At 32.8% G+C, this 24564-nt stretch carries 22 protein-coding genes; 8 read left to right on the top strand and 14 right to left on the bottom strand.

Features of this window, described 5'->3' with window-relative positions:
- The first annotated feature begins 10 nt into the window (after positions 1 to 10).
- Both ABTV69_RS05685 and hflX read left to right on the top strand, forming a co-directional pair.
- Positions 11 to 868: a hypothetical protein gene (locus ABTV69_RS05685; protein ID WP_433834681.1), complete on the top strand. Its 858-nt coding sequence runs from the start codon at positions 11 to 13 to the stop codon at positions 866 to 868.
- A gap of 165 nt (positions 869 to 1033) precedes the next feature.
- Positions 1034 to 2263 (top strand): GTPase HflX, encoded by a 1230-nt coding sequence (hflX, locus tag ABTV69_RS05690; protein ID WP_433834682.1) that lies wholly within the window; start codon positions 1034 to 1036, stop codon positions 2261 to 2263.
- Positions 2264 to 2524: 261 nt separating this feature from the next.
- On the opposite strand, the gene ABTV69_RS05695 is transcribed toward hflX, so the two are convergent.
- The 7 genes from ABTV69_RS05695 to ABTV69_RS05725 all read right to left on the bottom strand — a co-directional run bounded on the left by ABTV69_RS05695 (position 2525) and on the right by ABTV69_RS05725 (position 7261).
- On the bottom strand, positions 2525 to 3475 hold the full coding sequence (locus tag ABTV69_RS05695; protein WP_433834683.1) for a DUF3078 domain-containing protein: 951 nt from the start codon (positions 3473 to 3475) through the stop codon (positions 2525 to 2527).
- A gap of 78 nt (positions 3476 to 3553) precedes the next feature.
- Positions 3554 to 4063, bottom strand: coding sequence for a DUF2480 family protein (locus tag ABTV69_RS05700; RefSeq protein WP_433834684.1), 510 nt, complete (start codon positions 4061 to 4063; stop codon positions 3554 to 3556).
- 80 nt (positions 4064 to 4143) lie between these two features.
- On the bottom strand, positions 4144 to 4467 hold the full coding sequence (locus ABTV69_RS05705) for an SUF system Fe-S cluster assembly protein (protein ID WP_012023258.1): 324 nt from the start codon (positions 4465 to 4467) through the stop codon (positions 4144 to 4146).
- 4 nt (positions 4468 to 4471) lie between these two features.
- Positions 4472 to 5179 (bottom strand): hypothetical protein, encoded by a 708-nt coding sequence (locus tag ABTV69_RS05710; protein WP_433834685.1) that lies wholly within the window; start codon positions 5177 to 5179, stop codon positions 4472 to 4474.
- A 3-nt stretch (positions 5180 to 5182) separates the two neighbouring features.
- Positions 5183 to 5605, bottom strand: a complete 423-nt coding sequence (locus tag ABTV69_RS05715) for a SufE family protein (RefSeq protein WP_433834686.1) — start codon at positions 5603 to 5605, stop codon at positions 5183 to 5185.
- 2 nt (positions 5606 to 5607) lie between these two features.
- Positions 5608 to 6033, bottom strand: coding sequence for a hypothetical protein (locus ABTV69_RS05720; protein ID WP_433834687.1), 426 nt, complete (start codon positions 6031 to 6033; stop codon positions 5608 to 5610).
- A gap of 13 nt (positions 6034 to 6046) precedes the next feature.
- A complete protein-coding gene (locus ABTV69_RS05725; RefSeq protein ID WP_433834688.1) occupies positions 6047 to 7261 on the bottom strand; it encodes an aminotransferase class V-fold PLP-dependent enzyme in 1215 nt (404 codons plus the stop codon).
- A 218-nt stretch (positions 7262 to 7479) separates the two neighbouring features.
- Between ABTV69_RS05725 and ABTV69_RS05730 the strand changes: the two genes are divergently transcribed.
- The 4 genes from ABTV69_RS05730 (at position 7480) to ABTV69_RS05745 (ending at position 10052) form a co-directional block, all read left to right on the top strand.
- Positions 7480 to 8829 (top strand): serine hydrolase domain-containing protein, encoded by a 1350-nt coding sequence (locus tag ABTV69_RS05730; protein ID WP_433834689.1) that lies wholly within the window; start codon positions 7480 to 7482, stop codon positions 8827 to 8829.
- A gap of 2 nt (positions 8830 to 8831) precedes the next feature.
- The gene (locus ABTV69_RS05735) at positions 8832 to 9200 is read left to right on the top strand and encodes a hypothetical protein (RefSeq protein WP_433834690.1); all 369 of its coding nucleotides are present in this window, start codon (positions 8832 to 8834) and stop codon (positions 9198 to 9200) included.
- Between the two features lie 192 nt (positions 9201 to 9392).
- Complete coding sequence (locus tag ABTV69_RS05740) at positions 9393 to 9863, top strand: hypothetical protein (protein WP_433834691.1); 471 nt, start codon at positions 9393 to 9395, stop codon at positions 9861 to 9863.
- Positions 9864 to 9881: 18 nt separating this feature from the next.
- Positions 9882 to 10052, top strand: coding sequence for a hypothetical protein (locus ABTV69_RS05745; RefSeq protein WP_433834692.1), 171 nt, complete (start codon positions 9882 to 9884; stop codon positions 10050 to 10052).
- Positions 10053 to 10262: 210 nt separating this feature from the next.
- Here ABTV69_RS05745 and sufD read toward each other — a convergent pair whose 3' ends face one another.
- The 5 genes from sufD to ABTV69_RS05770 form a co-directional block, all read right to left on the bottom strand.
- A complete protein-coding gene (gene sufD / locus ABTV69_RS05750) occupies positions 10263 to 11579 on the bottom strand; it encodes a Fe-S cluster assembly protein SufD (RefSeq protein WP_433834693.1) in 1317 nt (438 codons plus the stop codon).
- Positions 11580 to 11696: 117 nt separating this feature from the next.
- The gene (locus ABTV69_RS05755; protein WP_433834694.1) at positions 11697 to 12065 is read right to left on the bottom strand and encodes a four helix bundle protein; all 369 of its coding nucleotides are present in this window, start codon (positions 12063 to 12065) and stop codon (positions 11697 to 11699) included.
- Positions 12066 to 12113: 48 nt separating this feature from the next.
- The gene (gene sufC / locus ABTV69_RS05760) at positions 12114 to 12860 is read right to left on the bottom strand and encodes a Fe-S cluster assembly ATPase SufC (protein ID WP_008466070.1); all 747 of its coding nucleotides are present in this window, start codon (positions 12858 to 12860) and stop codon (positions 12114 to 12116) included.
- A gap of 160 nt (positions 12861 to 13020) precedes the next feature.
- Positions 13021 to 14469, bottom strand: a complete 1449-nt coding sequence (sufB, locus tag ABTV69_RS05765; RefSeq protein WP_433834695.1) for a Fe-S cluster assembly protein SufB — start codon at positions 14467 to 14469, stop codon at positions 13021 to 13023.
- A gap of 90 nt (positions 14470 to 14559) precedes the next feature.
- The gene (locus ABTV69_RS05770) at positions 14560 to 14889 is read right to left on the bottom strand and encodes a HesB/IscA family protein (RefSeq protein WP_026727150.1); all 330 of its coding nucleotides are present in this window, start codon (positions 14887 to 14889) and stop codon (positions 14560 to 14562) included.
- Between the two features lie 330 nt (positions 14890 to 15219).
- On the opposite strand from ABTV69_RS05770, the gene ABTV69_RS05775 reads away from it, so the two are divergent.
- Both ABTV69_RS05775 and ABTV69_RS05780 read left to right on the top strand, forming a co-directional pair.
- Complete coding sequence (locus ABTV69_RS05775; protein ID WP_433834696.1) at positions 15220 to 16134, top strand: hypothetical protein; 915 nt, start codon at positions 15220 to 15222, stop codon at positions 16132 to 16134.
- 77 nt (positions 16135 to 16211) lie between these two features.
- Complete coding sequence (locus ABTV69_RS05780) at positions 16212 to 17069, top strand: MBL fold metallo-hydrolase (RefSeq protein WP_433834697.1); 858 nt, start codon at positions 16212 to 16214, stop codon at positions 17067 to 17069.
- A gap of 89 nt (positions 17070 to 17158) precedes the next feature.
- Here the strand turns inward: ABTV69_RS05780 and ABTV69_RS05785 are convergent, their stop codons facing one another.
- Together ABTV69_RS05785 and ABTV69_RS05790 are read right to left on the bottom strand one after the other, a co-directional pair.
- The gene (locus ABTV69_RS05785; protein WP_433834698.1) at positions 17159 to 17866 is read right to left on the bottom strand and encodes a hypothetical protein; all 708 of its coding nucleotides are present in this window, start codon (positions 17864 to 17866) and stop codon (positions 17159 to 17161) included.
- A 3-nt stretch (positions 17867 to 17869) separates the two neighbouring features.
- Entirely contained in the window at positions 17870 to 24445 is a 6576-nt protein-coding gene (locus tag ABTV69_RS05790) for a T9SS type A sorting domain-containing protein (protein ID WP_433834699.1), read from the bottom strand.
- Between the last annotated feature and the right edge of the window lie 119 nt (positions 24446 to 24564).

Here is a 24564-nt window from a genome sequence, read left to right on the forward strand (position 1 = left end):
ATAAACAAATATGAAAACCTACTTTATTGCCATCTTAATGATGGTATTTCCTTGCTTGATGCACAGTCAAGACGATGTTAAATTAAAGCAGATTAACATTGTAAAAACCAATTACCAAAATTCTAAAGACGGAGAAATTGTTAACAAGACAATGGTTTTTAAAGAGGGTAAACTTCAAACGATAACTACTTCAGATGTTATACAGCATTTTTATTACAACAAAAATGGTTTGTTGGATATGACAGTAAAAGATAAAGTTGGAAGTGACTGGAAAGAAGTAATAAACTACACTTACAACGCTGATAATAACATTACTAAATTTGTAAAAAAATACCAAGAAGGGCCAAATTATATTACAAAAGTGGTTTCGTTTGTTTACGAAGGTGCAAGGGTAAAAGTAACGACAAAAAAGAGCACTAATCACCAAAATTTGGTTGACGATATCGAATATCTTGTTGAAAACGGAATTATTGTAAGACGTACTTCACGAGATAGAAACAAAGCAATTATTGGAAAACTGGAATACGTTTATGTAAACGATAATGTGTCTAGACATAAAGGATTAGTTGGAGATAAAATCTCAAAAACATACACTTATGATGACAAAAAATCGGTTGATCAGTTAATTGTTCAAAGTCTTTTTGGAGATAATTATAAAGTAATTGTTCCGATGATTTCGTATCACGAAGAAGAATTTGAGTTTGAATCTATCTCATATAATAATGAAATGAATTTCAGCCCGTCATCTACAGCTTTAGTTGCGGTGAGCAGAAAATACAAATACAACAAATTAAATTATCCGATTTCTTGTTCTCAAATAGAAGAAAACGGAATTGTGAAAACGGAAAAAACGTTTATTTACGAATAAAGGTTTTAAACTTAGACCATTCATTTGAAAAGTGGAACTTTAGTTGAGTTTATCTCGACGGGTTCCATTTTTTTTGAAGTTTATTCTCTTAATATAAACGTAAAAACAAAATTGTATAATTGATTGTAGCTGACAAATCATTAAATTTGCAGCTTATTCAAGACTATGTTAGAAAAAGAAGTTATAAATTTTGAGCGTACAGTTATCGTTGGTATTGTAACTCAGAATCAAAGTGAGGAAAAACTAAATGAATATTTAGACGAATTGGAGTTTTTGACTTTTACTGCTGGTGGTGAAGTTATTAAACGCTTTTCGCAAAAAATGGAGCGCCCTAATCCGAAAACTTTTGTTGGAACAGGGAAAATTGATGACATCAATCTTTTTGTAAAAGAAAATAAAATATCGACTGTAATTTTTGATGATGAATTAACGCCATCACAGCAAAAAAACATTTCAAGAATTATTGACTGTAAAATTTTAGACAGAACCAACCTTATCTTGGATATTTTTGCACAAAGAGCCGAAACTTCATACGCAAGAACACAGGTAGAATTGGCGCAGTGCCAATATTTATTACCAAGACTTTCTGGTTTATGGACGCACCTTGAACGTCAAAAAGGAGGTATCGGTATGCGTGGACCTGGAGAAACGGAGATCGAAACGGATAGACGTATTGTACGTGATAGAATTTCGTTACTAAAAGATAAAATCAAAACGATTGATAAGCAAATGAGTATTCAGCGAAGCAACCGCGGCGCAATGGTTCGTGTAGCTTTGGTTGGATACACCAATGTTGGAAAGTCGACTTTGATGAATGCAATTGGTAAAAGTGATGTTTTTGTTGAGAACAAATTATTTGCGACATTAGATACAACCGTTAGAAAAGTGGTGATTAAAAACCTTCCTTTTTTACTTTCTGATACGGTTGGATTTATTCGAAAATTGCCGACGCAATTGGTTGATTCGTTTAAGAGTACTTTAGATGAGGTGCGTGAAGCAGATTTATTGCTTCATGTGGTCGATATTTCGCATCCAGATTTTGAAGATCATATCGAGTCTGTAAATAAGACTTTGCAAGAGATAAAAAGCAACGATAAGCCAACGATTATGGTTTTTAATAAAATCGATGCTTACAAACATCTTACTATCGATGAGGATGATTTAATTACTGAAAGAACCCGTAAACATTATAGCCTTGACGAATGGAAACAAACTTGGATGAGTAATGTAGGAGAGGATAAAGCATTGTTTATTTCTGCTAGAAATAAAGAAAACTTTGAAGAATTTAGAGAAACGGTTTATGAAGCGGTTCGTCAGATTCATATTACGCGATTCCCATATAATAAGTTTTTGTATCCGGATTATAAGGATGCAATTGAAAAGGAAGAAGAATAAAATAGAAACGGCTTTTGAGAAATCAAAAGCCGTTTTTTCTTGCCACAGATTATAAGATTAAAAAGGATTTTTTAATCTGCACAATGCTTTAATCCGTTGCATTCTTTTGTTTATTTTTTGCTAATGTTTAAAAGAAGCCACTTGTTTGTATCTAGCCCCGATAGAGGCGGTATCCTTGCTGGCCCGGGCTCGGGCTATAGCGAGATATCGCCGAAAGCGGGAAACCATGTTTATTAAAATGCCCTTTTGTGATGCTTCTTATCAGAATCCGAAATTAACTCCCATTCCGAAAACTTCTCTGGTTTGAAATCCTTTAAATGCATTATCGTCATATATCGTTTGGAAAGAAAAATTTGCAGATAGAAATTTATTGACTTTCATGACAATATTTAAAGAGTAGTTAATATCGACATTTTGAGGATCTTCCAAATAGTTAGAATATAGATTCAAGGTATTTTCAGCAGTTACATTGGTCATAATGGCCAGTTTGTAATAGACTGAAGCGTAAAATCCAAGTTCGTAACGCATGCTTTTATTAGCGTCTACACCAAAATAATAGCCGTCTGGATAAGGCAAGCCCGTATCGGGATCGATGGCTGTGGTGTAAGCTTTGTCTACAAATGTGAATTTTGAGGTTAACGGTGCAAAATTTATTTTGAGATTTTCATCTTTTGACCAATAAATACCAGGACCCGTTGTTAGGTAACCTGGAGACATAAATTTGGTGTTTTCGGTTCTAATTTCTTTTCCGTTTGCGTCTTGTCCGTAAATATAGCCAGTCGTAAACTGCGTTCTGAAGTTTAAGAAATAAGAGTAATACCATTCTCCAAATGCTCGTTTTCCGACAACGGAATTGAATTCGAAACGGTCATCGGTTTTCTTCTCGAAATCGGCATTTTTAGTTTGCAATAGACCGTAGTAAGCAAGAACTTTATTGTCCCAAGTTATGTCGTCTTTTTTGTAGTTGAAATCGTAATTGATTCCGAGTGTTCCTGAGAAACTGTCTTCACCTCCCGCAATCCAGTTATTGAAACTTGACTGGTTTAATAAAAGGGATACGGTTCCTTTTGCTTTCCAGCCTTCTTTTTCAATAGTGTCATTTATTTTTTTTACAGCTTTTTCAGTATTTTGAGCAAGTTCTTTTTCGGTGTTTTGGGCTTGTACAAAAGTGAAGTTCACTAAAATGAAAAGTAATACGGTTATCTTTCTCATGGTTTTTAGTTTAGAGTGTATAATCAAATATACTAAAAACCAATGGAAAGTTAAGGGGTACTAAGGTGATATTGAAGGTTATTTCTTAGATTCTTTGTATAAAGGTACAGCAGAACATGCCTCGCCATACATAATGCTTCTCGCAAACGGCTGTAGGTAAGTGGTAGCTAAAATGTAAGCTCTCATTGGAACTGGTTTTTTAGAACAGCCTTTTACAATGACAGGTTTGCCTTTGTAAGCAGTATAATCAATCTTGCTTAGGATTTCTTCATAAAGACTAGCATCAAGATCTTCAATAGTTCCGTTGACTACTTTTTTAGCAAAAGGCGCTAAGTGGACACTTACCAGAATTAAAGCCCAAGCGGGAATAATGGCGTCAGTACTGCAATATACAGCAACATATTGATCTTGATATTGCGACCAATCGTGATTTTTAAGATGCTCTCTAAAGTCTTTTTCTTTCAATAAAAATCCTTCCAAAAGCCATTGCGAAATGTCAATTTGCACTCGCATTCCTTTTGGATAATAATCCTCTAAATCAAAAACTTCTAAAGCACTATTGGCAACTTTATTGATGATTTCTTCCATTTTTTTAGTCTGAAAGTCGAAGGTCGAAAGTCATAAAGTCTTTAACTTTTAGACTTTATGACTTTGGACTTTATGACTAATTAAAGCATTCCTAATTCTAATTTTGCTTCTTCGCTCATTAAATCTTTGCTCCAAGGCGGATCGAAAGTAATTTCAACGTCAACATCTTTGATGTTTTCAATTGTTTTTACTTTTTCTTCTACTTCTCTTGGCAAACTTTCAGCAACTGGGCAGTTTGGCGAAGTTAGTGTCATTAAGATTTTTACTTCGTAATCTGTGTTTACCATTACGTCGTAAATTAATCCTAATTCGTAAATATCTACAGGGATTTCAGGATCGTAAATACCTTTTAAAACTCTTACGATTGATTCTCCTAATTCGTTTGTGTCTATTTCTTGTTCCATTTTATTATTTGCTATATGTTTTTAAATCAATAGTATATTCTACATTGATTATTTTTTGAACTCCAAATTTTGCGTTTGAGAACACAACATACGGAGTGATTTTGTTATTGTATTTCTCCTTTAATTCTACAGAATCTGTGTATACTCGATTTTCTGTTTTGTAAATATATTTTCCGTTTAATGAGTCATTGTCTGCAAACTTGATCTCTCTTAAATTCTCTTCAAAAGTTTGTTCGTGACTATTTGAAGGATATTTGAATTTAATTTTTTTCTTGTTGTAATTTACTTTTACAAAATATTTAAACTTTCTGAATTTTTTATTGAATACTTTTTCGAATGAATTATTCAGATAATCAACATCTCGTGTCACTGTAAACTTCGTATAATTTTTTGCAGGGTCATATGATCCCTCAATTATATGAGTTGTATGATATAGTAAACTATATAACTTTTTTAAATCGTTTTCTTTGAATTCTTTGAGGGCAATAAAACCTGTTGTTTTTGAAGTTTCATTGTCAAGAAATTCATATCTTAAATCAGGAAAATTTGCTTCTAAATATAATTTGTCAGCGTATAATCCTTTTTCATTGAGAACACAATTTGGTCTTTGTTCATATTTGAAATTAATTAAAGAAGATTTTACTTTTTCACTATTTTGAGAAAAAATAAGATTTCCAGCTACTAAAAATAACAAACAAAGAGTTAGTCTCATATTTTATTTATTTTTTGCGTCAAAAGCCAAAGCGTACATTTTGATATTTTTTACCATCGAAACTAGACCGTTGGCGCGGGTTGCAGATAAATGTTCTTTTAATCCAATTTCGTCAATAAAATCAACATCTGCTTCTAGAATGTCTTTTGCTTTTTGATTCGAGAAAGCGCGAATTAAAATTGCAATTATTCCTTTTGTCAAAATAGCGTCGCTGTCTGCAGTGAAGACAATTTTATCGTCGATTTGTTCTCCTTGTAACCAAACTTTAGACTGGCAGCCTTTAATTAAGTTATCATCGGTTTTGTATTCTTCTTTTATTAAGGGAAGACTTTTTCCTAGTTCGATGATGTATTCATAACGCTGCATCCAGTCATCAAACATTGAAAATTCGTCTATTATTTCGTTTTGTATTTCTTTTATTGTCATAATTATTCTTTAGAAAAATCAACTAATAAATTAACTAGTTTTTCGATTTCTTTAGGAGGAAAACCATTGTCGAAACCTGGTGTTTCATACGTTTTTCCATCTTTTACTATTTTTAAATTTCCTATTGCTGCACCATCATAAGTTCTTTTATCAGTCGGAGCTTTTAACGAAGAAAGACCTTCTAGATTCACTTTAGAAAAAGCATCAACAATTTTATTCCATTTTGCTTCGTCGATTTCGCTTTTAACAGTTTCACCATTACGTTCTTTTGTAACAGAAACCGATTTATTTTCTACAACAATACTTTTGTAATAACCTCGTGATTGTGCAGAATATTCAATTTGTGTCGATTTCATATCTACCTTTTTTTGACTGCAGCATCCGCCTACAATAAAAACAGTTAAAAGTAATATTGATAGTATTCTCATACGTTTTGTTTTTTTAGCTTAACATCGTTTGCGCTTTTTTCACAGCATCAACCATGGCGTCGATTTCTTCTTTTGTATTGTAGAAAGAGAAAGAAGCACGAATTGTTCCTGGAATACAGAAGAAATTCATGATTGGTTGCGCACAATGATGTCCTGTTCTAACCGCAATTCCTAATTTATCTATAATAGAACCAACATCATACGGATGGATTCCATCAATATTAAACGAAACTACAGAAGCTTTATTTTTGGTGTTTCCGTAAATTCTGATGCCTTCAATTTCAGATAAACGTTTTGTAGCGTGTTCTAAAAGTTCGTGTTCGTAAGCTTGAATGTTTTCAAAACCAATTTCATTTAAATAATCAATTGCGGTTCCTAATACAATTCCGCCAGCGATATTTGGAGTTCCAGCTTCAAATTTATGTGGAAGATCAGCATACGTCGTTTTCTCGAAAGTAACTTCTTTGATCATTTCACCACCGCCTTGGTAAGGAGGAAGTTTATTTAGCCAAGCTTCTTTTCCGTAAAGAATTCCAGTGCCGGTTGGACCACACATTTTATGACCAGAAAAAGCATAAAAATCACAATCTAATTCCTGAACATCTGGTTTTAAATGCGGAACGGCCTGAGCACCGTCAATTAAAACGGCAGAACCAACAGCGTGCGCTTTGTCAATAATATATTTGATCGGATTGATTACTCCAAGTGCATTTGAAATATGATTTACCGTAACGATTTTCGTTTTGTCTGACAGCAATTTGTCAAATTCCTCAATGATTAATTCTCCATTGTCATTGATTGGAATAACCTTTAAAATCGCTCCAGTTTTCTCGCACAACATTTGCCAAGGCACAATATTACTGTGGTGTTCTAAAGAAGAAACAACTACTTCATCGCCCGGTTTTAAAATAGAAGCAAAACCATTTGCAACTAAATTAATTCCGTGTGTAGTTCCTGAAGTAAAAAGCACTTCGTACGCATGTTTTGCATTGATGTGTTCTTTTACTTTTCCACGCGCAACCTCGTAAGCATCAGTTGCTAACTGGCTTAAAGTGTGAACGCCACGGTGAATGTTGGCGTTGATTTCTTGATAATATTTTACTTCAGCATCAATTACAACTTGTGGTTTTTGCGAAGTAGCTCCGTTGTCGAAATATACTAATGGCTTTCCGTTTACAGTTTGAGAAAGTATCGGGAAATCAGCTCTTATTTTTTGAATATCTAGCATGTCTTATTTAGAAAAAATCTATTTACAAAAGTACTAAAACTAAATTTGTTTCTACAGCAATTCTATAATTTCCTTTTATGGCGCCATTGATTGAGGACGTAAATGCTGATTCCGTAAAAATCAATTCGGTTTTCTGAATTATCTGAAACAGTTTTCTAATTTGATGCTTAAAATCGTGAACATAAATTATTTATATTGCAGTAAAAATATCTAATCATATGAAAAAATTTCTTAAAGTATTCCTTTTGGTATTGGTTCTTGCTTTTTTATACTTCGGTTTCACAACGTATCCTAAATTGGATTTGATTTCTGGTTTTTCAGCTAAAAGTGTTGCTTCTGGGCATTTTATAGACAATCGTCCATTAGATTTAATTCAGAAAACAGACAATGATATTAAATTAGTTGATTTGGCTAAAAACTCAATTGATGATGCTGGGAAATTTGCGATTTCATCTGTTTATGGATTGAAAGAAAGAAAAGCCATTTATCGTGAAGGTTTAGGAGCAACTTTGATTGATGATGATTTTGATGTTTCGAAACCGTATTTACTTCCAAAGAGAACAAAATTAGAAAACAATCTTCCTTTTCCGTACGGAAATAAGGAACCGAAAGATACTGCATTTTCAAATGTTGATTATTCGAAATTAAAAAAAGCAATTGATAATGCTTTCGATAAAACGGGTGGAAGAATTAAAAGAACTCGTGCCGTTGTAGTTTTATATAAAGACCATTTAATTGCTGAAAAATACGATACCGGATTTAATAAAGACAGTAAAATTTTAGGCTGGTCGATGACAAAAAGTATTACAAGTTCGGCTTTTGGAGTTTTGGCAAAACAAGGAAAAATCGATATTTATAAACCTGCTCCAGTTGCAGAATGGAAAAACGATGAACGAAAAAATATTACGCTAAACGATTTGCTTCATATGAATTCGGGTCTAGAATGGGAAGAAAACTACAGTACAATCTGCGATGCTACAAAAATGCTTTTTCAGGCTGAAGATATGGGAAAAGTACAATTGGAAAAACCAGCGCAATTCAAACCCAACACACATTGGAATTATTCTTCAGGAACTACCAATTTATTATCGCTGATTTTAAGAAGACAATTTAAAACGCAACAAGAATATCTTGATTTTTGGTACAGCGCTGTAATCGACAAAATCGGAATGAACTCAATGATTGTAGAACAAGATATGAGCGGAACTTTCGTTGGTTCGTCTTACGGTTGGGCAACACCGCGCGATTGGTCAAAATTCGGATTATTATATCTCCATAAAGGAAACTGGAACGGCGAACAAATTCTTGATGAAAGTTGGGTAAAATACACCGCAACTCCAACAAATACTTCTGACGGAAAATACGGAGCTCAATTTTGGTTAAACGCAGGCGGAAAATTCCCAGATGTTCCTCGTGATATGTTTTATTGCAGTGGTTATCAAGGACAAATGGTCGCGATTATTCCGTCAAAAGATATGGTGATCGTGAGAATGGGAGTAAGGGAAGAAGAACCTGGATTTGATTTTAATGGGTTTTTGAAGGAGGTTATGGATAGTGTGAAGAAATAAATATGAGATATAAGTTAAATGATGAAATTAGTTTTTGGTATAATTTAGTTTCAAAAATAATTTTCGTAGGATCAGTGGGTTTTTTGCTATATAGTATGATTGTGGAAACTGCTGCTTTGTTATTCTGTATATTTTTTTCCTTTTTTTTGTTTATTTTGATTCAAATGTTTAAGAAATATAAAACGATCGAATTTGATGAAAAAAGTATTTATTTTGATGATGTTAAAGTCGATTTAAAAGATGTTGAAGAGATAGGTTTGGGGAAAATTATATTTAAAATAAATTTAGAAGAAAATCCAATAAACTTTTTTTACTCACCCCTTAGCAAAAATTTTAACTTGCTAAAAACATTTCATCAAAGACAAGTTTAACCGCAATCCCGATAGCTGTCGGCAGCCAAGTAAAAGCGCAAGTTCGCAAAGCTTAAAACTAAACCTTGTCAACTTTTAAAAACCCGATAGGTCTTTTAAAACCTGTCAGGTTGAATATTAGATAATGTTTTGGAAACCTTGCTATAAACAACAAAGTATAAAAAGTAAAATTCTACATAGCTTAATGAATAAATGGCAATTTTAAAGAGAATAGAAAATGATGAGCTTTATTTATATATGAATGGAACTCTGATTTATAAACGTTGGCTAAGTTCTGGAAATTCTAAGGTATTTGACATTATGGCTTATGACAAATATACGTTGATGAGTTATAAAGATTTACAATATGAAAATTTAAATGACTTATTACTTGTCAAAGCAAAGTTTAGATTAAAAAATACTGTTGAAGGAGGAAGGAGAACAGGAATTATCAGCGGATACAGACCTAATCATGTTTTTGAATATGATAAGGATGGAAAAATAAATCAAACTTTTATGGGAGATATTGTTTTTGAAAATGAAACGACCATTGAACCGGGAGAAGAAAGAATAGTTACAGTGAGGTTTTTACTTAATCAGCCAATTGAAAAATATTTGAATAAAGGACAAATCTGGTGGATTCACGAAGGGCCTAATTTAGTTGGCAGTGCAGAAATTTTGTGAAATATTACAAATAAACTTATGAAGAAAATATTACTACATCCAATTGTAATATTAATAGCAGGTTTTGTTTTAAACGGAATTGCTTGGTCTGTAAATATTGGTCATCCATTTAATACAATTTGTTTAGTATTCGGATTGGGCTTGTTTTTTTTAGGTATTATTTTATCAATTATTAAAATTAGAGGTTAAATGACTTTAGTGTTATGGAAAAGAAAGATCTTGTTTATTCCTGCAAGGTTTTTAAAACCTTGTAGGTTTCAAAAGTAAATATAAAATACCTACGAGGTTTTGGAAACCTCGCAGGAAAGACTCGCTGTATAAAAAGCAAAGTTCGCAAAGCTTAAATAAAAACTTTGCGAACCTTGCGTAAACCTTAGCGCTCTTTGCGGTTAAGAAAAATTACAAATCAAATCCTAAATTAACGCCTAATTTCATGGCAATGATTTTAGTAATTCTTTGTTTTAATTCTGGTATTTTGATGCTTTCGATAACGGCATTTGAGAATGCGTACATCAATAAAGCTTTAGCTTCTTTTTTCGGGATTCCGCGAGATTGCATGTAGAACATTGCTGTTTCATCCAACTGTCCAACAGTACATCCGTGAGAACATTTTACATCATCGGCAAAAATTTCCAATTGTGGTTTTGCATTGATTGTAGCTTTGTCGCTCAATAAAATGTTGTTGCTTTTTTGGAAAGCATTTGTTTTTTGAGCTTCTTTTTCTACTAAAACTTTTCCGTTGAAAACTCCAGTCGAACGATCAGAGAAAATTCCTTTATAATCTTGGAAACTCTCACAGTTTGGCTGTGCGTGGTTTACCAATGTATAATGGTCAACGTGCTGTTTGTCATTCAAGATAGAAATTCCGTTAAGCGTACTAGTCAATCTTTCTCCGAAGTGGTAAAAGTTTAAATTGTTACGAGTAAGGTTTCCTCCGAATGAGAAAGTATGAACAGAAGCGTGGCTTTCTTGTTGTTGAGAAACGTAAGTGTTGTCCACTAAATTTGCTTCGCTATTGTCGTTTTGAATTTTGTAATAATCAACAATGGCACGTTTTTGAGCGAAAATCTCCGTAACAGAATTCGTTAAAACTGGATTTTCATTCAAACTTTGGTGACGCTCGATAATTTGAACATGTGAATTTTCGCCCACAATAATCAAATTTCTTGGCTGAACCATTAAAGCGGCTTCATTTCCTGTTGAGAAATACATTACCTCAATTGCTTTATCAGCAACTTTTTTCTTCGGAATATTGATAAACGCACCTTCCATTGCAAAAGCAGTATTCAATGAAGTCAAACTGTCGTCTTTACTTGCGATTTGATTGAAGTACGTATCAATAATCATTTTATATTTTGGTTTGGTTAATGCCGATGACATCAAACAAACATCGATTCCGTCGTGTGTTGTAGAAGACAAATGCGAACTGAAAACACCATCTATAAAAACTAATTTATAAGTGTCAATTTCGTGTAAAAAGTATTTTTTTACCTGGTTGAATTCGATTGCACTTTCCTGCTTAGGAAAAACCGTAAAGTCATTTTTTAAGATGGCATTTAGCGATGTGTATTTCCAAGCTTCTTCCTTTTTGGTTGGGAAACCTTTATTTTCGAAGTTTTTTATAGCAGATGTACGGATGTCGTGCAAATCTGAATGCACATCAACACGCTCTTCAAAAGCCATAAAAGACGATACTAATTTTTCTTTTAAATCCATTTCTTTTTTTAGTCTTAAAGTCGAAAGTCGAAAGTCGAAAGACTTTACATTGTCGACTATTTTTGTGAAAAAATCATAAATTAAATTGAGTCTAAAAAGACTTTGCAACTTTTGACTTTATGACTTTTGACTCAAATATTTAATGAAACCGCTTAATAATTTCGATATTTCTGTAACCGACTCTAAAAGCATTTCAAATTCTTCTTTTATAATATATTCTAAATCAAAAGCTAAATATAATTGAGATCTTACTTCTCCTGCAGATGCTTTGGCGACATATAAAAAATAAACAAACTCTTTATCTGTATTTCTCTCAAAACCTTCTGCTATATTTGATGATATAGAAAGTGATGCGCGTCTTATTTGTCTAGCAAAATCAAAGTCTTTTTTGAAATTAGAATTCTCAGTAATCAAATATATTTTCTTATTGAAGATTCGAGATTTTTGCCAAGAATTTATTTCCTCAAAAGATTTGAACTTACTCATATTGTATTTTCGACTTTATGACTTTTGACTTTCGACTTTACGACTGTTTTAATTTTCTGCTTTAATCCAGTCGTATCCTTTTTCTTCTAATTCGTAAGCCAATTCTTTTCCTCCTGATTTTACGATTCTACCGTTGTAAAGAACGTGAACGAAATCTGGTACGATATAATCTAACAAACGTTGGTAGTGCGTGATAACAATAATCGCGTTTTTGTCGCTTTTTAATTTGTTTACACCATTAGCCACAATTCTTAAAGCATCGATATCAAGACCAGAATCGGTTTCGTCAAGGATAGCTAATTTTGGCTCTAACATTGCCATTTGGAAAATCTCGTTTCTTTTTTTCTCTCCTCCAGAAAAACCTTCATTTAAAGAACGAGATAAAAATTTACGGTCGATTTCTAACAATTCAGATTTCTCACGAATCACTTTCAGCATTTCGTTTGCAGGCATTTCTTCCTGTCCGTTTGCTTTACGAGTTTCGTTGATCGCAGTTTTCATAAAGTTAGTTACGCTAACTCCAGGAATTTCTACTGGATATTGAAAAGAAAGGAAAACACCTTTGTGTGCTCTTTCTTCTGGAGCTAAATCAGCAAGATCTTCTCCGTCAAGAATAACCTCTCCGTCTGTAACTTCATAATTTTCATTTCCTGCAATAACAGCAGAAAGTGTACTTTTTCCAGAACCGTTTGGTCCCATTATCGCGTGAACTTCTCCAGCTTTAACTTCTATATTAATTCCCTTAAGGATTTCTTTATCACCAATCGCGGCGTGAAGGTTTTTTATTGATAACATTTTTTTTCTTTGTTTAAAGTTTCAAGTTTCAAGTTCTCAGCGGTTCTGAAAAATTTTAACTTTAAAATCTTTTTTATTTATTATGATATAAAATTCTTTTTAATGGTTGTAAAGAATAAAATTTCAGTTCCAAAACCTGAAACCTGAAACTTGAAACTTTTTAACCTACAGATCCTTCCAAAGAAATCTCTAATAGTTTTTGAGCTTCAACAGCAAATTCCATTGGAAGTTTGTTCAATACATCTTTACTGAAACCGTTTACAATTAAGGCAATCGCTTTTTCAGTAGGAATACCTCTTTGGTTGCAGTAGAAAACCTGATCTTCTCCAATTTTACTTGTAGTTGCTTCGTGCTCGATTTTTGCAGATGGATTTTTACTTTCGATATAAGGGAAAGTATGTGCACCGCAATTGTTACCCATTAACAACGAGTCACATTGAGAAAAGTTTCTTGCATTTTCTGCTCTTGGCGAGATTTGCACTAAACCACGGTAGCTATTTTGTGATTTTCCAGCCGAAATACCTTTAGAAATAATAGTCGATTTAGTATTTTTTCCTAAATGGATCATTTTCGTTCCAGTATCCGCTTGTTGGAAATTATTTGTAACAGCAATAGAATAAAATTCTCCTACTGAATTATCTCCTTTAAGTACACAAGAAGGATATTTCCAAGTTACAGCAGAACCTGTTTCAACTTGTGTCCAAGAAATTTTAGCGTTTGTTTCGCATAAACCTCTTTTGGTTACGAAGTTGTAAACTCCACCTTTTCCTTCTTTGTTTCCAGGGAACCAGTTTTGAACTGTAGAATATTTAATTTCAGCATCATCCAAAGCGATCAATTCAACCACAGCAGCGTGCAATTGGTTTTCGTCACGGCTTGGCGCTGTACATCCTTCTAGGTAAGAAACGTAGCTTCCTTCGTCAGCAATAACCAGCGTTCTTTCGAATTGTCCAGTTCCTGCTTGATTGATTCTAAAATAAGTTGAAAGTTCCATCGGACATTTTACGCCTTTTGGAATATAACAGAAACTTCCATCAGAGAAAACAGCTGAGTTTAACGCCGCATAGAAGTTATCTTTCTGAGGAACAACAGTACCTAAATATTTTTTTACCAATTCTGGATGCTCTTTAATTGCTTCAGAAATCGGGCAGAAAATAATTCCTTTTTCTGCTAAAGTTTTCTTGAAGGTTGTAGCAACAGAAACAGAATCGACCACAATATCCATTGCGATATTGTTCATTTTTTTCTGTTCGTCTACAGAGATTCCTAACTTTTTATACATCTCTAATAATTCAGGATCAACATCGTCCAAAGTTTTATTAGGATCTACAGTTTTTGGAGCTGAGTAATATGAAATGGCCTGAAAATCTGGTTTTTCATACTGAACATTTGCCCATTCTGGCTCAATCATTTCTTTCCAAGCACGGAAAGCCTCGATGCGCCATTCAGTCATCCATTCTGGTTCTTCTTTTTTAAGCGAAATAGCTCTTACAATCTCTTCGTTTAAGCCAATAGGAAAAGTTTCAGATTCTATATTGGTATAAAATCCGTACTCATATTCTTTAGTTTCCAGTTCGATCTTTAAATCGTCTTCGGTGTATTTGCTCATTATATTTTTTAATGTTGTCTTAAAGTTGTAAAGTCCAAAGTTGTAAAGCCATTATCAAGTCTTTACGACTTTATGACTTTCGGTTTTTGACTAAAGCGAAAATGATTCTCCGCATCCGCAAGTTCTGCTTGCGTTAGGATTATTGAAAACAAATCCTTTTCCGTTTAATCCACCAGAGAATTCTAAAATTGTCCCGGCTAAATAAAGGAAAGATTTTTTTTCAACTGCAATTTGTATGTCGTTATCTACGAATATTTTATCGTCATCTCCTTTGGTTTTGTCAAATTTTAAATCGTATGACAAACCAGAGCATCCGCCACTTTTTACGCCTACTCTTACGTAGTCGTGTGCGGCATCAAAACCATCATCAGTCATTAGGTCGATGATTTTCTTTTTGGCTGTATCAGAAACTTTTATCATTTTTTTATGGTATTTATCTTTTTCAACATTCCTTTTAATATTTCTCAAAAAGTAATTAAATTATTACATTTTAAAGTGCTGTCTGTCAATGTTGAAATGAAATTATCGGCAAAGATACGACTTAAAAACCTTTTTCCATAACGGTTCACATTATTATAACAAATGTGAAAATAGATAATACTTATTTTGACAAAATTGAAACCAAAATTAAAAAGGAAATTCTTTTCAGAATGAAGCTGCAAATATCGCTCCTAAATGTTAAAAAACAAGTATTTCTACTGATTAGAACCATTATATATTAGCTACTTTTGCAGAAAATTGTGAGTAATTATGAAAAAACAACATAAAAATAAGTGGCTAAAACCCTTGTTGGCAATAATTTTTGTTTTTGGATTAGGTGCTGCAGTCCTAGTTTTTAGCAGTGAATCTGATAAAATTAAAAAAGAAAATAAAACCGAAAATAAAAAAGACTTAGCTGTTGCTGCTGAAACAACTGAGCAGAAAAATATTTTAGATTCGTTAAGTACACTGAAAGCAGCCTATGATTTAGTTATTTTAGAAAATGCAGCTCTTTCTAAAGAGCTGGAATTGGAACGTAAGAACGTCGAAAATTTAATGGAAGTTATTAAGGTTTCGCAAAATCCTTCAATTGAGCAAATTAGAATTTATAGAAATCAGCTTTCAGGAATGAAATCTTCATTAGATAGCAAGTTGGTTGAAATTAAAAAGTTAAAATCTCAGAATAAAAATTTATTGACAGAAATTGAAAGTCAGAATGTTGTCATGTATCAGCAAAAAGCAGAAAATGATACGTTGATTTCTAAACAGAAAAAATTAGAAACAACTTTAAAAGATGCTTCAAAACTTTATTTAAGCAATTTTAAAGCGATTGCACTTCGTGAAAAAAGCTCGGGTGCAGAATTGGAAACGACAAAAGCAAAGAATACAAAAAAACTTAAAATTAGTTTTACAGTTAACGGAAATGCTGTGGCAAAGACAGGGAAAAAAGTTTTTTATGTTCAAGTTTTAGATCAAAAAAATACCGTTTTAGGAGATAATAAATTGATTGAATTTGGAAATGATAAAGCGCTCGTTTATAGTTTTATTGTGAGCACCGATTTTCAAGGAAAATCTCAGAATGCTTACGGAGTTTTAAATGCAGATCAGTTTAAAAAAGGCACTTACTTTGTGAATTATTTTGATAAGCAGGAAATAATGGGAAGCACTTCGATTACATTAGAATAATATCGTTGTTTTTAACCTTAAAATTTAGCAAAAGGAGTTTGAATTTTCTAGCTTTGTTCTTTTAGAAAATCATTCTCATGAAGCTTTACCCTATAGAATCTGGAAATTTTAAGTTGGATGGAGGCGCTATGTTTGGCGTTGTTCCTAAAACCATTTGGAATAAAACCAATCCTGCCGATGCTAATAATCTTATCGATATTGCCGCGCGCTGTCTATTAATCGAAGACGGAAATCGTCTTATTTTGATTGATACCGGAATGGGCGATAAGCAATCAGAAAAGTTCTTCGGATATTATTCGCTTTGGGGTTCGCATTCTTTGGATAAATCTTTAGCAAAATACGGATTCAGTCGAAATGACATTACTGATGTTTTTATGACGCATCTGCATTTTGATCATTGCGGAGGAAGTGTCCAATGGAATTCGGATAAAACGGGTTACGAGCCTGCTTTTAAAAATGCCAAATTCTGGACCAACGAAAATCATTGGGAATGGGCAACAAAACCAAATCCTCGTGAAAAAGCTTCTTTTCTTTCAGAAAATATCCTGCCAATGCAAGAAAGCGGTCAATTGAATTTTGTAAAAAGACCCGAATCTGATTTTGGTTTTTCGAAGGAATTAAATTTCGACATCTATTATGTTGACGGACATACTGAAAAGCAAATGATTCCGTATATCAAATACCAAGATAAAACCATTGTTTTTTGCGCCGATTTATTGGCGACGGCGGGACATATTCCGCTTCCATACGTTATGGGTTACGATACAAGACCTTTGCTGACAATGCCTGAAAAGTCAAAATTTTTAAATGCAGCGGCAGATCATAACCATTATTTGTTTTTAGAACACGATGCGCACAATCAAATTATAACGGTCGAGCACACAGAAAAAGGCGTTCGACTAAAAGAGGTTTTTACTTGTAAAGAGATTCTTTAGAAAAAGATTTTATGGAAATAAAAAAAATCCCATTTTCAATATTTAGAAAATGGGATTTTTTTGGTTTTAACTAATTGTAATTTTAAGGATTAGTTGGTTTTGAATTTCCAAACTTGACCTACGGTTTCACCACCTTTGTTGTCTTTGACTGTTACTCTCCAGAAATATTGTTTTCCTGGAGCTATTGTAGCGTCAATGCTTTTTTCAGATTTGTTTTCGCTTAATTTCTCAGTCGGCGGATTTGCTGTTCCAAAATAAACATCATACGTTAATACATCTGCTGTATCAACATCAGAAGCGTTCCATTTTAAACTTGCCGTTGTTGTGCTCAAAGCAGCATTGGTTATCGGAGAAATTAATTCTGGTGCAAAAGGCAAATGATTAACAACAGCTGTACCAGCAGTGTAAAACTTAAAAGTTGACGAATAGGCACTAGACAATCCTTTGGCATCTGTAGCTTTTACTCTCCAATAATAAGCCGTGTTTTTTTCTAAGGCTAAAGCACTTGTTGAAAGAGATGAATTATCCAACGTATTTACAATTTGACTGAATGCATTGTCTTTTGCAATTTGAATCTGATAAACAATCGCATCTTTTTGTTCGTCTGTAGAGGAATTCCACTGAAAAGAAACATTGTTGTCTAAGCATAATTTATTATCTGCTGGAACACTCAACACGGGTACAGTAGGAGCTGTGTTTACCACCGGTGGAATAACTGGTTCAGGATCATCTCCGCCACCGCTACCGCAGGCAGCAAATACTAAACAGATTATTGATAGGTATATAGAATTTTTCATCTTTTATTTCTTTATAATTTTAACGTATTCTGGAGTTTCTAAATTGATTTTGGCCGCATAAATTCCTGATGGTAGTTTTTCAAGATTTAAAAGCGCTTTTCCGCTTTCAATGTTATAAGTTCCATGAGAAACCAATTGACCTCCAAAATTGTACAATTCAATTGCGACCTCAGTTTTAGTGCTCGGAATTTCAATTTCGATTACGCCAGTAGTAGGATTTGGATAAGCTGCCAATGTAGTTCCTAATTCGTAAGAAGTAACTTTTTTAGCAAAAACACCTTCACAAGCTTTGGCAGTAGCTACTTCAACCAATCCTGCTTTATCTAGAGAAACTGTAAAATTCGTGTCTGTTGTTTGGAATTGTTCTGCACCATCTACAAATACTGTGAAAGGAGCAGTTCCTTCAGTAATTTCAACATCTACACTCTTAGCAGTTACGCTAGATTTTCCTGTAATCGTTGCGCCTTTTTGAATTGTTACATTGAAGTTTTGCTCAAAAATCATTTCAGGAATTGTGATCTTAATTTTGTAAACTCCTGGAGCTAATGCCGTAAGTTTTAAAGCATTATTTGCAAACGTGTAAGACTTGTCGTTTATCGTAGCATTGTAAGCAAATGTAGCTTTTCCAACAATGCTGATTTCTCCGTTATTTTCGCCTAAACAAGATTCTCCTTTAGTTTCAATTGCAAAATTGTTTGACGCTAAAACCAATTCGCCAGTACATTCTGTGTTATAAGTCGCAATTGCATCTTTGCTAGTAGACCAATTTGTATTAGCATAAATTACATCATCAACGAGAATACAGGTTAATTTCGCATTTTGACGCATGCTAAGGGTGCTTATTGAATTGTTTTTTCCATTTTTTAAATTCAAACTTGTCAATTGATTGGTGTCTAAATTTAAAGTGTTTAATTCAGGGTTTTTGCTTATGTCAAATGATGTCAGGGCATTGTCATAAAGAAAAGCTGTGCTTAAAACTTTATTGGTAGAAATATCAAGAGTTGCAAGTTTATTGTATTGCAAATGCAATGAAGTTAGCAAAACATTATTGCTGATATTTAGATTCTCCAATTTGTTTTTACTACCAAAAATTGTTACTAATAAAGGGTTTTTAGAAAAATCAAGATTAGTCAGCTGGTTTTCGGCAATGTCTATAGTTTTTAAACTTGGATTGTTTGAAACATCTATTGACGTTAGAAGATTTTTAGAAACCGTTAGATTTGTTAAATTGACATTTTTAGCAATATTTAAATCAGTTAATTTATTATTATAAAGCGATATTGTTTCTAAAGCTGTATTTTTTGAAAGTTCTAATGCTGAAAACTGATTGCTACTCGCAGTAAAACGAGTTAAATTAATATTTGCTGAAAGATCTATTGATGTGAATGCATTGTTAGAAACATCTAATGATTTTAATTTAGTGTTTTTTGACAGATTCAAAGAAGTTAATTTGTTATTTGAACAGTCAAGAGTTACTAAGTTTACGTTTTTAGAAATATCTAAAGTTGTCAGTGAAGCAGAATAACAAGATAAAGTTTCTAATGCAGTAAAATCTTGAATACCTGTTAAATCTGAAACTTTCAGATTAGCATCATTAACATTCAAACTAGTGATTTTTGAAATATTTGCAGTAAGTACTTTTCCGTTTTCACCATCCGTGTCAATTTTTCTAGCGATTAATATTTTTTCAAAATTTACATCCGGAATCAAAGTGTATTTTCCGTTTACCGGACAAGCTTCAGAAGAGTATGTTGCAGTTGCATCTTTAGCAATCCATTTCTCGTTTGAGAATGCAGCATCGTCTACTTGGATACAAAGCAAGTTTGGATTTTGTGTAAAGTTTCCAAAAATCACTCTTTCCATATTAACATTGTTTCCGTTTTTCAAGTTTAAGTTGTACAACTCATTATTGGCACAGTCAAATTCTTTCAGAACTGTGTTTTTAGAAACATCTAAATTTTCGATTTTATTAATACTTGCGCTCAATACCGTTAGTTTTGTATTTCTAGAAACATTCAAAGCAGTAAGGGCATTAGTGCTGCAATTTAAAGTGCTTAATTGAAAAAGATTAGAAACATCTAGTGTTGCAATGGCATTATTGCTACAATTTAAATTACTTAACAAACTATTGCTAGAAACATTTAAAGCCGTAATATTATTTGCGCTGCAGTTCAAAGAAGTTAATCTGATGTTTGCGGTAATATTTAAAGAAGTTAATTGATTTTTGCTAACATTTAAGTTTGTCAGATATACATTATTTGAAACATTAATAGTTGTCAATTTGTTTTCTGAAGCTTCTAATGAAGTCAATGCAGTAAAGCCTTGTAATCCTGTTAAATCAGAAATATTGCTTTTTGATAGATTCAGAGAAGTTACAGTATCAATGCTGTAAGTTGCAACTTTTCCGTTTGGACCGTCCTTATCAATTCCAAGAGCGATTAATTTATTTTCAAAGTTAACATCAGGAATTAAAGTAAAAGGTTCTCCATTAGGGCAAGCTTCTACTGAAAAGTTTGAAGTTGCATCTTTAATTGTGCTCCATTTTTCGTTTGAAAAAGCAATATCATCAACCTCAATACATTTAAGATACGGATTGCTTTTTAAGTTGGAACTGCTAACAATTAATAAACTGTTTGCTCCATTTTTTAAATTAAGATTGTATAATTTATTGCCTGAAACATTTACTACAGTTAGCTTGTTGTTTTTAGATAAATCTAAAGTAGTAATTTGATTCTGAGAGCACTGTAAGTTGTATACAAGTGGGTTGTTTTTAAGGTCTAAAGAAGTTAGCAAATTATTATAAATAAGGAAATACTCTAATTTTGTGTTTTGAGATAAATCGATAGTTTGCAATTTGTTGCCAACGGCTTCTAGACGATATAATTTGGTGTTTTGAGAAACTTCTAAAGAGCTTAATTTATTATATGAGGCAGCCAAAGTACCTAATGCTGTGTTTTTTGAAACATTAAGAGATGTCAACTGATTGTTGCTAACATCCAAAGTCCATAAAGCAGTATTATTAGATAAATCAATACTTTCTAATTGGTTATTGTTAAGATCAATACTAACTAATGCTGTGTTTTTAGAAAAATCAACAGTTTTAATATTGTTATTATTTGCACGCAGTATGTTCAATGCTTTAAAGTCTTGAATACCTGTTAAATCAGAAATTTTGTTATTGCTATCAATTAAAGATAAATCTGTTATGGTCGAAATGCTAGCCGTACGCACTTTTCCATTTTCGCCATCTTTGTCTATTCCTTTAGCAATTAATATTCTTTCAAAAGCTAGATCAGGAATTAAAGTTTGCTGTTCGTTTAAAGGGCAAGCCTGAGCTGAGTAAGTAGCAGTTGCATCTTTTGCAATCCAATTTGCTTGAGCAAATGCTGCATCATCAACTTCAATACAAACTAAATGCGGATTTAAGGTAAAATTACCAAAAGTCATACGCTGCATGTTTGCGTTGTTGCCGTTTTTCAAATTAAGATTATAAAGATCATTAGAAGCAGCATCGACTTCTTTTACAAGCTTATTTTTAGAAATATCCAAATATTGCAGTTTATTAAAACTAGCGTTTAAAACCGTAAGCTTTATGTTTTGTGAAACATCAAGTTTCGCAATTGCATTAGAATTACAGCTTAAACTACTTAATTCTGTATTTGTTTTAACATCTAAAGCAGTAATGGCATTAGTAGCGCAATTTAGTGTGTTTAATGCAGTATTAGTTGCAACATTTAGCGAAGTCAATTGATTTTTGCTCACATTTAATGTTTTCAAATCAATGTTTTTAGAAACATCAATTGTCGTCAACTTATTATTGCTAGCATCTAATGAAGTCAAAGCAGTAAAATCCTGTATTCCTGTTAAATCTGCAATGCCACTGTTTGCAATATTCAAACTTGTCAAAGTAACAATATTCATCGTTTCTACTTTTCCAGCTATTCCGTCTTTATCAATTCCTAACGCAATTAATTTAGCTTCAAAGTTGGCATCTGGAATTAAAGTATAAGGTACTACGACAGGACATGCAACTGAAGAGAAAGCAGCGGTTGCATCTTTCTTTTCTGACCAATTTGTATTAGCATAATCAACATCGTCAACTTGTATACATTTCAAATCAGGATTGCCCGTGAAACGAATACCTCCATTGTTTCCAGATGAAACATTGATAAGAGTATTGGCGCCATTTTTAAAATTTACATTTACCAGTTTGTTATTATCTGCTAAAAGTTGAATAAGTTTTGAATTCTTAGAGAAATCCAAACTTCTAATTTGATTGCTTTGACACCAAACTTGATATACGTCTGGATTTTTTGAGATATCAAAAGAAGTTAATTTGTTGTTGCTGACAAGAACATAAGTCAATTTTGTATTTGCCGATAGGTCAATTTTACTTAAGTTGTTTTTTTCAGCGTGTAGACTTTTTAAGTTTAAATTTTTTGTCAGATTAAGATCTGAAATTAGGTTGTTGCTTAACTCGAGAGAAGTTAATGCGGTGTTGTTCGATACATCAATTTTGGATAGTTTATTGCTTTTTAAATCCAAACTAGTTAAAGTAAGGTTTTTAGAAACGTCAATTGTTTCTATTTGATTCCCATAAGCCTGAAGATAAGTCAAAGAAGCAAAATCTTGAATTCCTGTTAAATCAGAAATACCAAGATTGTTCATGTTAAGAACAGTGATTTTGTCTATACTTTCGGTTAGTACTTTTCCGTTTAGACCATCTTTATCGTAATTTCTAGAAATTAAAAACTCTTCAAATTTTGGATCTGGAATAAGGGTATAAACATTACAATCTAAACTAAAACTTGTTGTAGCATCTTTGGTAACAGCCCAAGTAGCGGCAAGAGCAAGATTTGGCACTTCTACACAAGTCAATGTTGGATTGTTAGAAATATTTAAAGTTGTTAATGCCGTGTTTTTAGAAAGATTCAATCTTTTTAATGCATTTCCAGAAACATTTAAGTTTGTTAATCCTGTAAAACCTTCAATTCCGGCTAGTGATGTAATTCCTTTCCCTGACACGTTTAATGTCGTGACAGTTTTGATGCTAGAATTTAAAACGGCACCATTTTTTCCATCAGTATCAATACTTAAAGCAATTAATTGATCTTCAAATTTTGGGTCAAGAATAAGCGTAGAAAGCGAACAGTCTAATGAAGTATAATTCGCTTCAGTATCTTTTAGCGCAGACCAATTAGTATTAGAATAAACATTATTGTCAACTTGAATACAGCTTAAAGGATTGCTTGCAAACGATGAATTATAAACTAAACCACTATAATTGCCTCTAATGTCCATGTAACCAATAGAATGGCTTAATACGAAATTAGAGTTATTTCCATTCTTTAAATTCAAACTAGTAAGTTTGTTATCGCTGCAATTCAGCATTATTAACGCATTATGAACACTAAGATCCAAAGATGTTAATTGGTTTCCATAAAGAGTTAAATCTTTCAATAACTTGTTTTTTGAAAGATCGATAGCAGTCAATTTATTATTGCCAAGATCCAGAACTTGTAATGCTGTATTACTCGATACATTCAAAGAAGTAAGATTGTTGCTTAAAAAACTAACTTGTTTTAAAGCTGTGTTTTTTGATAAATCGATGCTAGCTAATCTATTGCTTCTAACCTGTAACTCAACAAGATTTATATTGTTTGAAAGGTCTAAGGTTGTCAAATAGTTGCTTGTCGCTTCAAGATATTGAAGAGCAGGATTTGCAGTTAAATCTAAGGTTGAAAAATTATTGTAGGAACAATTTAGAAAAACTAAATTTGGATTGGTACTGATATTAAGGTTTTTTATACCAGTGTTACTTGCGCAGTTCAGTCTAAGCAAGTTAGGATTTTTGCTCAAATCGAGACTTGTTAAACCTGTCTGACTACAGTCTAAACTAGTCATAGAAGTAAAGCCTTCAATACCAGTTAGGTCACTTATAGAACTGCTTGAAACATTTAGATATTTTATGGTATTGATGTTTATGTTTTGCACTTGACCATCTGGAGTGCCAGAATCAAGACCTAGAGCAATTAATTTTTTTTCGAAATTGAGATTAGGAATTTTAGTGAATTGCTCAGTACCCTGAGCATAAACTTGCACGGCATCAATTAAAACTTCAAAAGACGCATTATCAAAACTAAAAGTAGAAATAGATAAATCGTATGATAAATCTTTATCAGCAGTAAAAATAGTTTCTTTTTCTGTCCATAAATTGTTTGTTGCAAATGTACTATTAGACAAAGTAGCAGAGGCACCTGTTTTCGAAATGTTTAAAGCAATAGGATGGCTACCGTTGTAATTTGCACTTACATATTTATATTTATATTTTATTGTATAAGTCACACCAGCTTTCATGGGTACTTGTGTCGTAATTTTGGGAGAAGCGCTTTGATACAATAAACGTGCACTTTGTTGGCCTTGCCCAAAATCAAAGCTGTTGGCAACAGAATTTGTAATAGTCCAATCTGTGAACGTGCTTCCTGTCCATTCTTCAAACCCACCATTTGGAACTAAGTTGGTTTGTGCATAAAAAGAAAAAGTTGCCAGAAACAGCAATAAGAGTAGTTTTGCTTTCATAGAAAAAGTTTAGAATTAGGTCGCACAATAATACTCGAATTAAACTGAGAAACCTTACGTGATGCCGTAAACGGTATATTTTTTGTTGCTTTCTTTATTTAAAAAAACAAATAGCGGTT

Source organism: Flavobacterium anhuiense (genome assembly GCF_050990855.1).
Lineage (GTDB): Bacteria > Bacteroidota > Bacteroidia > Flavobacteriales > Flavobacteriaceae > Flavobacterium > Flavobacterium anhuiense_C.

What these genes read in the sequence shown, in the direction of transcription:
- ABTV69_RS05685 (WP_433834681.1), top strand. Translation starts at nt 11, where the DNA reads ATGAAAACCTACTTTATTGCCATCTTAATGATGGTATTTCCTTGCTTG.
- hflX (WP_433834682.1), top strand. Translation starts at nt 1,034, where the DNA reads ATGTTAGAAAAAGAAGTTATAAATTTTGAGCGTACAGTTATCGTTGGT.
- ABTV69_RS05695 (WP_433834683.1), bottom strand. Translation starts at nt 3,475, where the DNA reads ATGAGAAAGATAACCGTATTACTTTTCATTTTAGTGAACTTCACTTTT.
- ABTV69_RS05700 (WP_433834684.1), bottom strand. Translation starts at nt 4,063, where the DNA reads ATGGAAGAAATCATCAATAAAGTTGCCAATAGTGCTTTAGAAGTTTTT.
- ABTV69_RS05705 (WP_012023258.1), bottom strand. Translation starts at nt 4,467, where the DNA reads ATGGAACAAGAAATAGACACAAACGAATTAGGAGAATCAATCGTAAGA.
- ABTV69_RS05710 (WP_433834685.1), bottom strand. Translation starts at nt 5,179, where the DNA reads ATGAGACTAACTCTTTGTTTGTTATTTTTAGTAGCTGGAAATCTTATT.
- ABTV69_RS05715 (WP_433834686.1), bottom strand. Translation starts at nt 5,605, where the DNA reads ATGACAATAAAAGAAATACAAAACGAAATAATAGACGAATTTTCAATG.
- ABTV69_RS05720 (WP_433834687.1), bottom strand. Translation starts at nt 6,033, where the DNA reads ATGAGAATACTATCAATATTACTTTTAACTGTTTTTATTGTAGGCGGA.
- ABTV69_RS05725 (WP_433834688.1), bottom strand. Translation starts at nt 7,261, where the DNA reads ATGCTAGATATTCAAAAAATAAGAGCTGATTTCCCGATACTTTCTCAA.
- ABTV69_RS05730 (WP_433834689.1), top strand. Translation starts at nt 7,480, where the DNA reads ATGAAAAAATTTCTTAAAGTATTCCTTTTGGTATTGGTTCTTGCTTTT.
- ABTV69_RS05735 (WP_433834690.1), top strand. Translation starts at nt 8,832, where the DNA reads ATGAGATATAAGTTAAATGATGAAATTAGTTTTTGGTATAATTTAGTT.
- ABTV69_RS05740 (WP_433834691.1), top strand. Translation starts at nt 9,393, where the DNA reads ATGGCAATTTTAAAGAGAATAGAAAATGATGAGCTTTATTTATATATG.
- ABTV69_RS05745 (WP_433834692.1), top strand. Translation starts at nt 9,882, where the DNA reads ATGAAGAAAATATTACTACATCCAATTGTAATATTAATAGCAGGTTTT.
- sufD (WP_433834693.1), bottom strand. Translation starts at nt 11,579, where the DNA reads ATGGATTTAAAAGAAAAATTAGTATCGTCTTTTATGGCTTTTGAAGAG.
- ABTV69_RS05755 (WP_433834694.1), bottom strand. Translation starts at nt 12,065, where the DNA reads ATGAGTAAGTTCAAATCTTTTGAGGAAATAAATTCTTGGCAAAAATCT.
- sufC (WP_008466070.1), bottom strand. Translation starts at nt 12,860, where the DNA reads ATGTTATCAATAAAAAACCTTCACGCCGCGATTGGTGATAAAGAAATC.
- sufB (WP_433834695.1), bottom strand. Translation starts at nt 14,469, where the DNA reads ATGAGCAAATACACCGAAGACGATTTAAAGATCGAACTGGAAACTAAA.
- ABTV69_RS05770 (WP_026727150.1), bottom strand. Translation starts at nt 14,889, where the DNA reads ATGATAAAAGTTTCTGATACAGCCAAAAAGAAAATCATCGACCTAATG.
- ABTV69_RS05775 (WP_433834696.1), top strand. Translation starts at nt 15,220, where the DNA reads ATGAAAAAACAACATAAAAATAAGTGGCTAAAACCCTTGTTGGCAATA.
- ABTV69_RS05780 (WP_433834697.1), top strand. Translation starts at nt 16,212, where the DNA reads ATGAAGCTTTACCCTATAGAATCTGGAAATTTTAAGTTGGATGGAGGC.
- ABTV69_RS05785 (WP_433834698.1), bottom strand. Translation starts at nt 17,866, where the DNA reads ATGAAAAATTCTATATACCTATCAATAATCTGTTTAGTATTTGCTGCC.
- ABTV69_RS05790 (WP_433834699.1), bottom strand. Translation starts at nt 24,445, where the DNA reads ATGAAAGCAAAACTACTCTTATTGCTGTTTCTGGCAACTTTTTCTTTT.